The sequence below is a fragment of the Acinetobacter endophylla genome (assembly GCF_053543775.1).
Genome location: NZ_JBLVOM010000234.1, coordinates 25,706 through 39,570 on the forward strand (window position 1 = coordinate 25,706; position 13,865 = coordinate 39,570).

18 protein-coding genes are annotated in these 13,865 nt (G+C 43.2%); 14 read left to right on the top strand and 4 right to left on the bottom strand.

The features are described 5' to 3' along the window. Positions 1–43: 43 nt before the first annotated feature. Positions 44–1,678, top strand: a complete 1,635-nt coding sequence (locus tag ACNPNW_RS07865; protein WP_338839976.1) for a phospholipase D family protein — start codon at positions 44–46, stop codon at positions 1,676–1,678. Between the two features lie 36 nt (positions 1,679–1,714). On the opposite strand, the gene ACNPNW_RS07870 is transcribed toward ACNPNW_RS07865, so the two are convergent. Beyond that, positions 1,715–2,524, bottom strand: coding sequence for a lysophospholipid acyltransferase family protein (locus ACNPNW_RS07870; RefSeq protein ID WP_180180537.1), 810 nt, complete (start codon positions 2,522–2,524; stop codon positions 1,715–1,717). 189 nt (positions 2,525–2,713) lie between these two features. On the opposite strand from ACNPNW_RS07870, the gene ACNPNW_RS07875 reads away from it, so the two are divergent. The 8 genes from ACNPNW_RS07875 to ACNPNW_RS07910 all read left to right on the top strand — a co-directional run bounded on the left by ACNPNW_RS07875 (position 2,714) and on the right by ACNPNW_RS07910 (position 7,651). Further along, on the top strand, positions 2,714–2,845 hold the full coding sequence (locus tag ACNPNW_RS07875; protein WP_448766853.1) for a hypothetical protein: 132 nt from the start codon (positions 2,714–2,716) through the stop codon (positions 2,843–2,845). 77 nt (positions 2,846–2,922) lie between these two features. Next, a complete protein-coding gene (gene hflX / locus ACNPNW_RS07880) occupies positions 2,923–4,263 on the top strand; it encodes a ribosome rescue GTPase HflX (protein WP_448766854.1) in 1,341 nt (446 codons plus the stop codon). 40 nt (positions 4,264–4,303) lie between these two features. After that, positions 4,304–4,675, top strand: coding sequence for a hypothetical protein (locus tag ACNPNW_RS07885; RefSeq protein ID WP_004281691.1), 372 nt, complete (start codon positions 4,304–4,306; stop codon positions 4,673–4,675). A 9-nt stretch (positions 4,676–4,684) separates the two neighbouring features. Further along, positions 4,685–5,359, top strand: coding sequence for an LrgB family protein (locus tag ACNPNW_RS07890; protein WP_044111685.1), 675 nt, complete (start codon positions 4,685–4,687; stop codon positions 5,357–5,359). Between the two features lie 86 nt (positions 5,360–5,445). Further along, positions 5,446–5,892 (top strand): DUF2147 domain-containing protein, encoded by a 447-nt coding sequence (locus ACNPNW_RS07895; RefSeq protein ID WP_004281689.1) that lies wholly within the window; start codon positions 5,446–5,448, stop codon positions 5,890–5,892. Positions 5,893–6,096: 204 nt separating this feature from the next. Next, a complete protein-coding gene (locus ACNPNW_RS07900; protein ID WP_005106117.1) occupies positions 6,097–6,546 on the top strand; it encodes a DUF2147 domain-containing protein in 450 nt (149 codons plus the stop codon). Between the two features lie 60 nt (positions 6,547–6,606). Continuing rightward, positions 6,607–7,056, top strand: coding sequence for a DUF2147 domain-containing protein (locus ACNPNW_RS07905; protein WP_085064220.1), 450 nt, complete (start codon positions 6,607–6,609; stop codon positions 7,054–7,056). Positions 7,057–7,204: 148 nt separating this feature from the next. Further along, positions 7,205–7,651, top strand: a complete 447-nt coding sequence (locus tag ACNPNW_RS07910) for a DUF2147 domain-containing protein (RefSeq protein ID WP_004281686.1) — start codon at positions 7,205–7,207, stop codon at positions 7,649–7,651. Positions 7,652–7,703: 52 nt separating this feature from the next. On the opposite strand, the gene ACNPNW_RS07915 is transcribed toward ACNPNW_RS07910, so the two are convergent. Genes ACNPNW_RS07915 through pdxA form a run of 3 tightly spaced genes read right to left on the bottom strand, consistent with a single transcriptional unit; the run spans position 7,704 to position 10,370 of the window. Then, positions 7,704–8,549 carry a symmetrical bis(5'-nucleosyl)-tetraphosphatase gene (locus tag ACNPNW_RS07915; protein WP_448766855.1) on the bottom strand — a complete coding sequence of 282 codons (846 nt, stop codon included), beginning with the start codon at positions 8,547–8,549 and terminating at the stop codon, positions 7,704–7,706. 6 nt (positions 8,550–8,555) lie between these two features. Then, positions 8,556–9,368 carry a 16S rRNA (adenine(1518)-N(6)/adenine(1519)-N(6))-dimethyltransferase RsmA gene (gene rsmA, locus ACNPNW_RS07920; RefSeq protein ID WP_004645966.1) on the bottom strand — a complete coding sequence of 271 codons (813 nt, stop codon included), beginning with the start codon at positions 9,366–9,368 and terminating at the stop codon, positions 8,556–8,558. A 33-nt stretch (positions 9,369–9,401) separates the two neighbouring features. Further along, a complete protein-coding gene (pdxA, locus tag ACNPNW_RS07925) occupies positions 9,402–10,370 on the bottom strand; it encodes a 4-hydroxythreonine-4-phosphate dehydrogenase PdxA (protein ID WP_448766857.1) in 969 nt (322 codons plus the stop codon). Positions 10,371–10,675: 305 nt separating this feature from the next. Here pdxA and rplM point away from each other — a divergent pair, with 305 nt between their 5' ends. The 5 genes from rplM to ACNPNW_RS07950 all read left to right on the top strand — a co-directional run bounded on the left by rplM (position 10,676) and on the right by ACNPNW_RS07950 (position 13,593). Further along, complete coding sequence (rplM, locus tag ACNPNW_RS07930) at positions 10,676–11,104, top strand: 50S ribosomal protein L13 (RefSeq protein ID WP_004281682.1); 429 nt, start codon at positions 10,676–10,678, stop codon at positions 11,102–11,104. A 13-nt stretch (positions 11,105–11,117) separates the two neighbouring features. Further along, the gene (gene rpsI, locus ACNPNW_RS07935; protein ID WP_005007735.1) at positions 11,118–11,504 is read left to right on the top strand and encodes a 30S ribosomal protein S9; all 387 of its coding nucleotides are present in this window, start codon (positions 11,118–11,120) and stop codon (positions 11,502–11,504) included. Between the two features lie 331 nt (positions 11,505–11,835). Continuing rightward, entirely contained in the window at positions 11,836–12,489 is a 654-nt protein-coding gene (locus ACNPNW_RS07940; RefSeq protein WP_448766856.1) for a glutathione S-transferase N-terminal domain-containing protein, read from the top strand. Positions 12,490–12,498: 9 nt separating this feature from the next. Beyond that, positions 12,499–12,927: a ClpXP protease specificity-enhancing factor gene (locus ACNPNW_RS07945; RefSeq protein ID WP_005248014.1), complete on the top strand. Its 429-nt coding sequence runs from the start codon at positions 12,499–12,501 to the stop codon at positions 12,925–12,927. Between the two features lie 18 nt (positions 12,928–12,945). Continuing rightward, positions 12,946–13,593 carry a hypothetical protein gene (locus tag ACNPNW_RS07950; protein ID WP_004281678.1) on the top strand — a complete coding sequence of 216 codons (648 nt, stop codon included), beginning with the start codon at positions 12,946–12,948 and terminating at the stop codon, positions 13,591–13,593. Positions 13,594–13,865 lie beyond the last annotated feature (272 nt).

Genomic DNA, 13,865 nt, shown 5'->3' on the forward strand with positions numbered 1-13,865 from the left:
CTGGCAATTATACTCAATTCTAATTTTTCATTCTTCGACTTATATGGCCACTGCTCCCCGCGATCAAGTTCATCTTCAATCCTCAAGTTTTATACGCACTCATCGCTATAAAGCCGGCATTTTACTGAGCTGTAGTCTGGTTCTGGGTCTACCTGCGTGTAGCACCTTACCCAAGCAAACCGAACAGCCAAGCCAGATGGCATTTGAAACGGATACATCGCAAACCAGCCTGGCACAAATTGTTGAACCTTTACGTGATCAGAACATCGGTCTGACCGGTTACCGCGTGCTGTATGATCCGCTTGAAGCACTGGCTGCGCGGATTCAGCTGATTAATAAAGCGGAACGTAGTCTGGATCTGCAATATTACATCTGGGATAACGACCGAATCGGTGCCCTCGCCCTGCATGCGATTATTCAGGCAGCAGATCGTGGCGTAAAAGTGCGCCTGCTGATGGATGACAATAATGCCAAGAAAATGGAAGGGATTTATCTGGCCTTAAACCAGCATCAAAATATCGATGTCAAACTGTATAATCCCTATCGCTTTCGTAAATACCGCGCCATGGACATGGTGCTGGATTTAAAGCGCATTAACCGCCGCATGCACAATAAAAGCTTTATTGCCGATAACCAGATTGCCTTGATTGGCGGGCGCAATATGAGTAACCAGTATTATAATGTCAGTGAAAGCTATCAGTTCTCTGATGTCGATGTGATGCTGGTCGGTGCAGCATCGGATGAAATCATTCATTCCTTCGATGAATACTGGAATGATGATTATGCCTATCCGGTACAAGAGGTGGTGAATCCACGGCATCATGGCTTACGTTTTCCAAGCTTAAAACAACAGCTAGAAACCCATAGTCAGGATCCAGCGACTCAAAATTATCTGGATCTGGCTAATCGTTCCAGAGCCTTTGACCAATGGCTGGAACAAAACATTCAGCTGGATTGGGTTGAAGCCGAAGTAGTCAAAGACCCACCGAGCAAAATCAAAGCCAAAGCCAAAACCGAAGAACATCTGAATTTCCAGTTATTACAGCGTCTGGAAAAACCTGAACAAAGTGTCGATATTGTCTCTGCCTATTTTGTTCCGGAAAAAATTGGTGCAGACCGTTTAAAGAAACTGACGAATGAAAATATCAAGGTTCGCGTCCTGACCAACTCTTTTAAGGCCAACGACGTTGCTGTGGTGCATGCTTTTTACGCCAAATATCGTCAGGATCTATTGAAAAATGGGGTGCAGCTGTATGAGTTCTTAGCAGCGCCAGAAGCCAATCACCTAAATGCCAATACTGAGGAAATTTCGAAAAAAGCCAAAGTCAGCTTGAAAGGACTGAGTCGTTCTAGCCTGCATGCCAAGTTAATGGCGCTGGATCAAAAACAGGTATTTATTGGTTCTTTTAACTTTGATCCGCGTTCAGCCTATTTGAATACTGAAATTGGCGTATTGCTAAACAGTCCGTCTTTGGCACGTGCAGTACACGACACCATGGACAAAAATTTAAGCAAATATGCTTATAAACTGGTGCTGGATGCGAATCAGAACATTAACTGGAAAATCAAGAAAGCCAATGGTGACGTTCAAACGTTTACCAAAGAACCAAAAATGAAATGGTATCAGAAAGCTAGCCTTAAACTGGTGTCTTGGCTGCCAATTGAAGGTTTTATGTAAGCTTGATTCTTTGAACAGAAACCATAAAAAAGCCTCTTATTGAGGCTTTTTTAATACCCGTGACTGAAGTTCAACCAGGCCAGTCTGCATTTTTTCCTGGACCACACGGGTCAGGCTTTCAACCGTATGCCCTTCCGTGGCAATTGCAGGTAAAGCCACTAAATGTGCAATGACTTGCGGCATTTCCAGTACTTTTTTGACATGGGCGGCAAAACTGATGTCATTGACAAACGGCGCAACCATATCCAGTTCGCCCTGCTGATTCACATAACAAATCAGACAGATTTGTACAGGACGCTGGGCTTCAATCGCAGCGCCTAAAATCCGGCCGTGCACTTTTTTGATGGCTCGCCCATCAGAAGTCGTCGCTTCAGGAAAGAACAGCACCGGAATATTCTGTTTCAGGAAACCGGTAATTTGTTCACGAATCCTGACGGAATCTCCTGAACCACGTTTAATAAATAAGGTACCCCCTCCCTTGGCCAATTTCCCTAAAATCGGCCAGTTCTCAATTTCTGCTTTTGCCAGAAAAAATACGCGCGCTCCGGAACCCAGAACGGCAATATCCAGCCAGGACACATGATTACTGACCCATAAGGCGGGTTCACGTGGAATCTCGCCATGTACCTGCACTTCGATATTGAATACTTTGCATAACTGGCGGCAAAAATGTTGCACATAGCGCGTATTGGTCGGTTTATTCGGATTTTTATATAAGCCATGACGAAAAACCAAATAAAACCCCTCACTGATGGTGGCCAATGAGGCGGTAATTTTCCGGCTATACAGAAAAAACTTGGCCAAGCCTTCGATATCTGGAGTCTGGTTTTGTACAGTTGAATTCATAAAAACGTCATTAAATCCTAAGCGAGATACAGGGAATATCCACGAATTAAACTCATTCTATACTGTTCATTCGCAACTTGCATTGATAATAAAAATCGACCAATAACATCTATATCTTCAATTTTAATTGGATTAAAAAATCATTCGAACTAAAACTATCGAAATATTAGATTGAAAAGGATCGTAGCCATGCCAGATCAAACCCAGCCCGCGAACGACACACCTCAACCTTTACAAGTGCTCAAATATATTTTGAGCGGCACTTTCATCTATGCCGTGGTACTGGTAACACTTGCACAACTGTTTATCAGCGCACTCTAAACCAAAGCCGCGCTAATTCAGTATCTGCACAGCCCTTTTTCAACTACACTAAAGTTTTCAAGTGGAGATTGGCCTGAGTGGAATATTTACAACAACATCGAGGGAAAGAGCGCGTCATTCTGGTGAGTGTCAGCGTACAAATGCTGGATGACCTTGATGCTGAAGAGTTTCGTTTGCTGGCCCAGTCTGCAGATACTGAAATTCTGGAACATATTCATGCTCAGCGGGTCAAACCTGACGCCAAATTTTTTATCGGCTCCGGCAAGGCAGAAGAAATTGCTGAACGTGTTGAAGAACTGGAGGCCAATCTGGTCATTTTTGACCATGCCCTGACCCCGGCCCAAGCCCGAAATCTGGAACAGGTGATCAAATGCCGCGTGGTCGATCGTACTGAACTGATTCTGGATATTTTTGCCCAGCGTGCCCGTACCTATGAAGGTAAGCTGCAAGTCGAACTGGCACAGTTACAACATTTATCTTCACGTTTAATTCGTAGTCGTGGCAATCTCGACAGCCAGAAAGGCGGGATCGGTTTACGTGGCCCGGGTGAAACCCTGCTTGAAACAGACCGCCGTTTGCTGCGTATCCGTATGGGACAACTCAAGGCACGCATTGATAAAGTCCGCCAGACCCGGATGCAAGGCCGTGTTGCCCGTCAAAAAGCAGCTGTTCCAACAGTATCTTTAGTCGGCTATACCAATGCCGGCAAGTCGACCCTCTTTAATTTACTCGCCAACAGCGATGTCTATGCAGCCGATCAGCTGTTTGCAACCTTGGACCCAACCTTACGGCGTCTGGAATGGGATGGGATCGGCAATCTGGTGCTGGCCGATACGGTCGGTTTTGTCCGTAATCTTTCCCATTCACTGGTGGAATCCTTTAAAGCAACTTTGGAGGAAACCGTAGAAGCCACGCTGTTACTGCATGTCATTGATTCAAGCAGCCCAGAAATGCTGGAGCAGATTGAAGCTGTAGAAAAAGTGCTGAAAGAAATTGGAGCCGATGTTCCGATCCTGCAGGTTTACAATAAAATTGACTGTAGCGGTGAAGAAGCCAAAATTATTTATCGACGCCCGGGCGAACCGGAACGGGTCTATGTTTCGGCACATAGTGGCGAAGGTATCGACCTGCTGCGTAAAGCGGTACATGAGTCCTTGATGGGGCAACTACAGTCCTTCGATTTAATCCTGAAACCCGCTTATGGCAAGCTGCGTAACCAGCTCTATGGTCTGAATGTGATTCAGTCTGAACATTATGATGATGAAGGCCAACTGCATCTGCACATTCGAATTGCGCCACAAAAACTGGAACAATTGATTAAACAGGCGCATTTACCCTTGGATGAAATTCTGGGCAAACAGGCGCAGCAGTTTCAACGTCCACTGGAAGCGTTTGAAATCCAGTCAAAGATCGAGTAAAACTTGATAAGTAAACTTATTAATATTAATGATTATAGCAATGAACTGGATAAAACGAATAGATTGGCCAGCATGGATCGGCACCCTGTTACTTATTATTGTCTTTCGGGAAGCTTCGGTTTGGTTAATGACCCAACTGAATCATCCTGAATTAGGCAATCTGGTCGGGTTATTGAGCCTTTTAATTGCGCTGTTTACCTGGCGCTACTTTGGCAAACTCCCCGCCCGCCTTGTGGATACCAATAACAAACTGATGAAGGAAAGCGCCTTTGCTTTCTTGCCTGTCAGTGCAGGTGCACTGATGATGCTGGTACATATGGGCCAGAAAATTCCGGCCTTTCTGTTCATTATGTTTTTCAGCACCCTGATTCCTTTATGGATTTACGCCAAAATGGCCAAGCGCTGGTTATAGGAGTTCCGCATGTTATCTATTTTGTATGGCTTTGCGGTTACGCTCAGCGCCTATCTGATTGCCAAACCCTGTAACCGGTTCATACCGCAAATTCCCGTCATCGTGTTCAGCATGTTCTTTGTACTGGCGATTTTATTTGTGCTGGGCATTCCCTATGAAAATTACATGGATGAAGTTAATCCTCTCTTCAACCATTTACTCGGCTATGTGACCGTCGCCTTGGCTATCCCTCTGGCCGCGATGCGCTACGATGACTTGCCGCTCAAAGCCATTATCGGCATTTTGGTTTTTGCCAGTATCAGTGCTGTCGCCTTACCGATGGGACTGGCTTATCTGCTGCATATGTCCTCTGCAGACATTATGGCGTTTGCTACCCGTGCCGTGACTACTCCAATTGCGATTAATATTGCCACCCTGCTGGATGCACCCATCAGCATGGTCATTCTGATCGTGATTCTTTCTGGTGTGATTGGTGCAGCTTTTTCTCCATTTATTCTGAGACATATCAATGATGAACGTGCCTCCGGATTGGCTTTAGGACTGGCTGCACATGCCATTGGTACAGCTCAGGCCTGGCAGCGCGGCAGTGTTGCAGGTCGTTATGCTGCTTTTGGCATGGCGGTAAATGCGGTCTTCACCGCGATCTGGTTGCCAACTTTTATACTTTATTTGCAAAAAATGTGACTAGTGAATCAAATTATTCATTTGTTTTATGTGGTAATCGTTCTTACTATAGAGTAAGAACTCTAATCCAACCTAGGAACAGATATATGAATAAAGTTCAATTTTTTTCAACTTTACTTTTAGCCTCTTTCAGCCATCTGGCTTTGGCCTCTGACCTTTCAGGGACATGGAGAAATATTGACGACAAAACTGGTTCACCTAAAGCATTCCTCGAAATTCGTGAGACGGCTTCCGGCGTCTATGCTGCCAAGATCACAAAAATCACCCCGCGTCCTGGATATACCCCGAAAGAAAACTGTGTGTCCTGTCCTGCACCTTATACCAATAAACCTATTCTCGGCCTGGATGTGCTCACTGGCTTAAAGCACGTCGGCAATAACAGTTTTGCTCAAGGCAAGCTGCTTGATCCATTATCAGGGAATCTTTATAACACCAAAGCAAAATTAAGTGCTAATGGGAAACGTCTGATCCTACGCGGCTATATCGGCGTTTCAGCACTAGGCCGTAGTCAAACCTGGATTAAGCAGGATTAATTCCTGCTTTATTAAATAAAATGTGACGGGGTTATGCTTTAGTAGATAGAAGCTTGCATTTTAATGCATTAAGTTGTATGAATATTAAACATATGCTTTTTTCATGCAATATAGATTATGAAAGTGCATTAACGTAGTTTGCGTCAACATTCACCACATGGAATTAGGTGAATGTTCATAAAAAAATAAGGATAAGGATATCGCATGTATAAAATCGCAATTTTAACTGTTTTTTCAGCTTCTTTATTCACAGGCTCTATGGCCTTTGCTCAGGAGTTATCTGGTCTCTGGCAACAGATTGATGATAAAACCGGCTCACCTAAAGCATTGATTGACATGAAAATGCAGGCTGATGGCTCGTATACCGGAACGATTAATAAAGTCACACCTCGCCCAGGTTATACACCACGGGAAAAATGTGTCAAATGTCCACCACCTTATACCGATAAACCGATTTTGGGGTTAGACGTCATTAAAGGACTGAAACCCACCAACAAAAATAACTATGCACATGGCCGGGTACTCGATCCACTCACTGGCAAAATTTATGATTTAAAAGGGCGGATTTCTGCCAATGGGAAACGACTGACTTTACGTGGATATATCGGGATCTCTGCGATTGGTCGCACACAAACCTGGATTCGCCAGGATTAATAAAAACAGCACTTTTGTGTTGGGGATATTTTATTCATCTATAAAAAAGGCATAAATATAATGAAACAAACTAAATTAGGATTAATGTTCATCGCTGCACTGATGACTGGGACTGCTTATGCACAGGATCTGACGGGCATCTGGCAGCAAATTGATGATAAAACCGGCTCACCAAAAGCAATTATTGAAATTCGTCAAAATGATAATGGAACTTTTGCTGGAAAAATTATCAAAGTGACTCCACGTCCAGGCTATACCCCACAAAAGACCTGCAATAAATGTCCCGCGCCTTATACCAATCAACCGATCCTGGGTATGGATGTATTGACTGGCTTAAAACATGTGGAAGGCACCAATAATTATGAAAAAGGTAAAGTGATTGATCCATTGGCAGGTAAAATTTATGATGCTCGAGTGCGTCTAAATGCCAATGGTAAACGTTTAACCTTGCGTGGTTATGTCGGTGTGTCCGCTTTAGGCCGTAGCCAGACCTGGATTCGCCAAGATTAGTACCTAATTCTCATTATTCAAAAAAGCTGCCAAATTGGCAGCTTTTTTTTAGTGTATCAACTCTATAGTATTCAGATAAGTGTTGACTATTTTAGTAAGATTTCTAACATGAGCGGGCGATGATAAAAATTCTTTGGAATGACTCTCTATGTTTAAAAAAATATTACTTGCCGCGCTTACAGCAGGATGTATGACCAATCTTTGGGCAGACGATATTACCGGGACCTGGCAACAAATTGATGATAAAACGGGGGCGGCTAAAGCGATTATCGTCATTAGCAAAGAAGCAAATAATACCTATTCAGGCAAAATTGTAAAAATCACGCCTCGCCCAGACTATAATCCACGTGAAAAATGCAATAACTGCCCTGCACCTTATACCAATCAGCCTATTTTAGGCATGACCATTTTAAAAGGCTTAAAACTGGTTGAAGGCACCAAGAACTATGATAAAGGTCGTATTATCGATCCATTGGCAGGTAAAATTTATGATGCAAAAATGCGTTTAAACAATACCGGTAAACGTTTAACCTTACGTGCCAGCATAGGCGTTTCAGTTCTAGGCCGTAACCAGACCTGGATTCGAGCAGACTAAATTTTAAAACTAAAAAAGCCACGTAATCACGTGGCTTTTTTAATAGCTTTACTTACATCACCGGATTATCCACTGCAAACATCTGCTGATCTTCTAGGCGGAATGCCATGAGTTGATTACCCCAGACACAACCGCCATCTACATTCTGAATCTTGTTCGAAATGGTTTTACCGTTCAAGGCGGCCCAGTGACCAAACAGGATCTGATGAGTTTGTGCGGCCTGTGATTCAAACTCAAACCAAGGTTTAAATCCTTCCGGCATCGGATCATCCAGCGCATCTTTAAAGCTGTATTCCAGACGTCCCTCAGCGTCAGTTAAACGCATTCGGGTGAGGTAGTTCACGATACAGCGAATACGTTCATGGCCTTGTAGTTGATCCGACCAGAATGCGGGCTCTTTCCCGAACATTTCTTTCAGAAAATCATCCAGCACCTCAAAGTCATCATGAGCAATGATCGCTTCGACTTCTTGTGCCAATTGAGCAGTTTTTTCTGCACTCCAGATATTCGGAATCCCAGCATGCGTCAGGATAGTCTGCTCATTTGGAAATAGACACATTGGCTGTTTGCGCAGCCAGTCAATCAAGTCATCACTGTCGATCGCATCAATCACATCACGAACATTGTCTTTTTCTTTCACCGGTTTGATGCCGCGCGCATAAGCCAGCAAAGTCAAATCATGATTTCCCAAGACCGTCGCAGCCGCACCTTGTTCAGCTAACTTTTTGATAAACCGCAATGCTGCAATTGAGTTTTCACCACGTGCAACCAAATCTCCGGCAAACCAGATAAAATCCCGATCTGCATCAAACTTGATTTCTTTAAGCAAAGCTTTCAAAGCCTCAAAACAGCCTTGAACATCACCAATCACATAATTATATCGAGCAGTACGGTTCATCGTAATTTAAGCCACCATTTGATCTGAAAGTGCAACAAACTGTTCAAGGGTCAGGGTTTCTGGACGCGCCATCGGGTCAACACCCGCTTTTTCAAAACCCTCTTCGACCAACATACCCTTCAAGCTGTTACGCAAGGTTTTACGACGCTGGGTAAAGACATGAGATACCAGACGTGCCAGCGCTTTTTCATTCTTCGCCACAATCGGTTTAACTTTATAAGGCTCTAAACGGAATACCGCAGAAGTTACTTTTGGAGGCGGATTAAAAGATCCAGGTGGCACTTCGAACAAGAAAGTCGGTTTACAGAAATATTGAATCATCACCGACAGACGGCCATATTCTTTGGTATTCGGTGATGCGGTAATGCGATCCACGACTTCTTTTTGCAGCATGAAATGCATGTCTTGCACTTTGTCACCAAATTCCAGGAGATGGAATAATAGTGGCGTTGAAATATTATAGGGTAAGTTACCGACGACACGTAATGGACGATCTTCCTGAAATAATTGAGAATAATCATATCTCAATGCATCGGCTTCAATAATGGTTAAACGTTCAGGATGCGGCACACGACCCGGCAGGCCAGCAGCCAGATCACGATCCAGCTCAAGTACGGTTAGGGCATCACATTCACCAATTAAAGGTGAAGTCAAAGCGGCCAGACCCGGGCCAATTTCCAGAATGTTCTGGCCTGGACGCGGATTGACTGAGCGTACAATTTTGGCAATGACACGCTGGTCATGTAAAAAGTTTTGACCAAATCTTTTTCGAGCCTGATGCCCTTCATCTTTTGGGTTTAAGGCATTAATTTGATACATAAAAACATTTCCAACGTGAGTGATGAACAATAATCAGTGGCGCGCCAGATCGAGGGCTAAATCGACAGCAACGTGCAGGCTGGAACTTTTCGCAAGTCCCGTCCCCGCAAGAGAGAGTGCTGTGCCATGATCAACAGAAGTTCGAATAAACGGTAAGCCGAGGGTAATATTAATGGCTTCACCAAAGCCCTGTGATTTTAACACAGGTAAGCCCTGATCGTGATACATCGCCAGAACAGCATCAGCATCTTTTAGGTTTTCTGGAGTAAATAAAGTATCAGCAGGTAGGCTTAAACTCATGTTGATACCTTGAGCACGATAGCTTTCGAGTACCGGATTGATCACTTCAATTTCTTCCATCCCCAAATAACCGCCCTCACCGGCATGCGGATTCAAGCCACAAACCAGTATATTCGGCTGTTCAATCTTGAATTTGGATTTCAGGTCATGAATCAGAATATCAATCACCTGATGCAAGCGTTCAGGCGTAATCGCATCTGCCACGGCACGAAGCGGAAGATGTGTAGTGGCCAAGGCCACGCGTAAAGTTTTGGTGGCCAGCATCATGACCACACGTGGAACACCGGCAAATTCCTGGTAATACTCAGTATGACCACTAAAAGAAATGCCCGCTTCATTGATCACGGACTTTTGTACGGGTGCAGTGGCGACGCCGACACTTTTGCCTGACATGGCATAGTCTGCGGATCGACGCAGTTGCTCCAGTACATAAGCCGCATTGTTCGGATTTAGTTCACCCAATACGACGTCTTGCTGCAAGGGTACATGTTCTACAAAAAGCTCACCGATGCCTGAAGATGCATCCTGCCCTTGATATGGAATCAGCTCAACCGGCAATTTAAGTGTCTGAGCACGTTGCTTGAGCATATCCATATCCGCCAATATCACAATCGGGCGCTCATCAACATGATCTGCAAGACTTAGGCAAATATCAGGACCAATTCCGGCAGGTTCCCCACTGGTGACATATAAAGGCAGCATCATCTTCTCAATTTGGCAAAGCTGAGAAATATTATAACCCGATCACGCCTACGCTGTAGTAATCATTGCAAAGTGTCCTTATAAATCAATATTTTGATACCATTGAAACTATGGTTACAAATATAGTTGCAGTTTTTGTAGCATATAAAGGCTTAGGTCTTTCTTTCACCAGGGAGATTAGATAAAATACAGCGCTTGAAATTTTAATTTTCATTTGTGATTCTTCACGTATTCGTTTAGAATCGCGTCTCCTTTAGTTTGGACAGATTCCATAGTCCAAACCAACTATAATAGGTAGTGGTTTAATGAAAACTCTCAGCGCTAAGCCAGCTGAAGTTCAACACGACTGGTACGTTGTTGATGCTTCTGGCAAAACTTTAGGTCGCCTTGCGACTGAAATCGCTCGTCGTTTACGCGGTAAGCATAAAACTTCTTATACTCCTCACGTTGACACTGGCGACTACATCGTTGTTATCAATGCTGAAGAAATCACTGTGACTGGTAAAAAGTCACAAGATAAGAAATACTATCGCCACACTGGTTTCCCTGGTGGTATCCGTGAGACTAACTTTGAAAAGTTAATCGCTCACAAACCAGAAGCAGTTCTAGAAAAAGCTGTTAAAGGTATGTTACCTAAAGGTCCTCTTGGTTATGCAATGATCAAGAAAATGAAAGTGTATGCAGGTACTGAGCATCCACACGCTGCTCAACAGCCACAAGTTTTGGACATCTAAGGGATAACAGCACATGGCTACTAATTATGGTACAGGTCGCCGTAAGACCGCAACTGCACGTGTTTTCCTATCAGCTGGTACTGGTAAACTCGTAATTAACAATCGTACTCTTGAACAGTATTTCGGTCGTGAAACTGCTCGTATGGTTGTTAACCAACCACTTGAGCTTCTTGAAGCTACTGAGAAATATGACCTTTACATCACTGTTGCTGGTGGTGGTATTGGTGGTCAAGCAGGCGCTATCCGTCACGGTATTACTCGTGCATTGATCGCTTCTGACGAAACTTTAAAACCTGCTCTTCGTCAAGCTGGTTTCGTTACTCGTGATGCTCGTGAAGTTGAACGTAAGAAACTTGGTTTACGTAAAGCTCGTAAACGTCCTCAGTTCTCTAAACGTTAATTCGTTTACCGAATCGGACAAAAAACCCTGGATTTTCCAGGGTTTTTTTATGGCGGTTAGTTGGTCACTTAGAGCTATTTTCTCGTTATTGTTCATGTACATCCTTACCCCATACCCCTTCATGACACCAGAATGACTTCATCAAATAATAATTTGCAATCCCAATACAGATAAACAGCAAAATGACAGGAAGCTTGATCAGCATCTTATTTTCCTCCAGTTGTTTTTCTTATAATCTACCTCGGCTCAAGCCGATTGATCTTTGATGCTTGGTGCTTTTTAGGTTGAATTTTAGTATCCTAGTCTATTCATTAGAAGCTCATCAGGATTTATGTCAATCGAAAGCGCGCCTCTTCAAGGAATCACTCTCTATAGTCATGCCGATGACTTTCGTTCCCATTGGATTCGCTATGTGCTTACCGAAAAACAGATTAAATATAACCTGATTTTGGTGGATGTCGATGATGAGGATCTGGCCAGTCTCAATCCTTATAATCAATTGCCGATGCTGATCGAAAATGAACTCAAATTATTTAATACTTCAATTATCTCAGAATATGTAGATGATCGTTATCGTCAGAATAAACTATATGCCGATGCTCCGATGCCCCGAGCAGAGCAACGACAATACATCTGGCGCTTTGAAAATGACTGGCTGAAGCTGGCTGATATCATGTTACGCCATCCTGATACGCTGGATAAGAAAGCCAGAACTCAGGCACAAAAGCAGTTACAGGATATCCTGATTTCACTGATGCCACTCTTCCAGCATTTTCCCTATTTTATGTCTGAACAATTTAGTATCCTGGATTGTATGCTGGCACCAATTTTTATCCGTCTGAAACAAATGGGTGTAGAATTACCACAGCAGCAATGCCGTCCGTTTTATTTATATTGCCAACGAATTTTCAGTCGTCCTGCCTTTGTAAAATCCATGACATTACAGGAAAAGAACCGTTATTCAGCGCAACTCAAGCACCCGTAGAGAAACCTCATGTCCGAACAAGAATTCAACCTTAGCCCTACCCGTCCCTATATGGCACGTGCAATCTATGAGTGGGTTTGTGATAACAATATGACGCCTTACCTGCTGGTGGATGCCACACGTCCAAATACCATGGTTCCTGAGCAGTTTATTAAAGACGGACAGATTGTCCTGAATATTGTGCCACATGCCGTACATGCGCTGCATATGAGCAATGATGCCATTAGCTTCTCGGCTCGCTTTGGTGGCGTTTCTCGTGATATTTATGTGCCTATGGCAGCAGTACTCGGCATTTATGCACGTGAAAATAGTCAAGGTTTATTCTTTGATCCAGGTGAATATGAGCATACACAAAATGATGAAGATGCTTTAAAATCAAGCACTGAAGAACAAACTGAACAACCAAAGAAAAAACCGACTTTAAGACTATTAGATTAAAAATAATGGAGCAAGTGAATGGCTTTTGATTTAGTACAATATTTTGTTGAACAGATAGAGACTCAAAAGCCTGAGCTTCTAAAAGAATATACAAAAGAAGAAAGACGAAAATATATATCAGAAATCAATGCCTTAACTTTAGGAAAACTTATTACTGAATGGCGTCATAACCCACAAAAAATTTATAATGAAATCAATCATCCTGATGAATTATATATCCTGGAAATCGTGCGTCATCTCGCTACCAGTCCGGAAAATCAATCTACTCTGGATCGAGCCCAGCTTGAGCACAGCACTTCAGAAATTTTTCATTTACAGCTTATTGAATTAAAACAACTGCATGATACCGGCAACCATAATATCCATAGCATTCAGGAATTACTGACCGGGCAAATTGAACATTTATCTGGTCAAGCAGATGATTGGGTTTGGACAACAAACAAGCTAACAGAACTCAAAGGCTCTAAACCAATTGTGCAAGAAGAGCTATCATTGGAAGCATCAATGAAGGAGTTTAATCAAATGGTAAGCCAGAATCAGCAGCATCAAGATGTCGAAGAAGTCATTGTTATCAATACCCCAACATGGGCAAAGATTGTTGAACCCATCGTGGCGATTGTCATTCTTTGGGTATTAATCGCAGCCGTAATGCGCGTGTTTGGCTAAAATAGTCTGCAATAAAAAACCAGCGATTCGCTGGTTTTTTATGTGCCAAAATTTACAAGATCAGCTTATAAACTCTTTTAGAGCCAGCCTTACAGAGATCCTACTAGGTCAAACAAATTGACAGAAATCATCTGCCTCAGAAGAATCTGATCAGCTTTGAGATAGATATGTTAAATATCTTATCTAAATTCCCGGGCCTAAAAAAATCCCCCTCTGCTAATGCGGAGGGGGATTTTGGAATAATGAGCTGGCGATGACTTACTCTCACATGG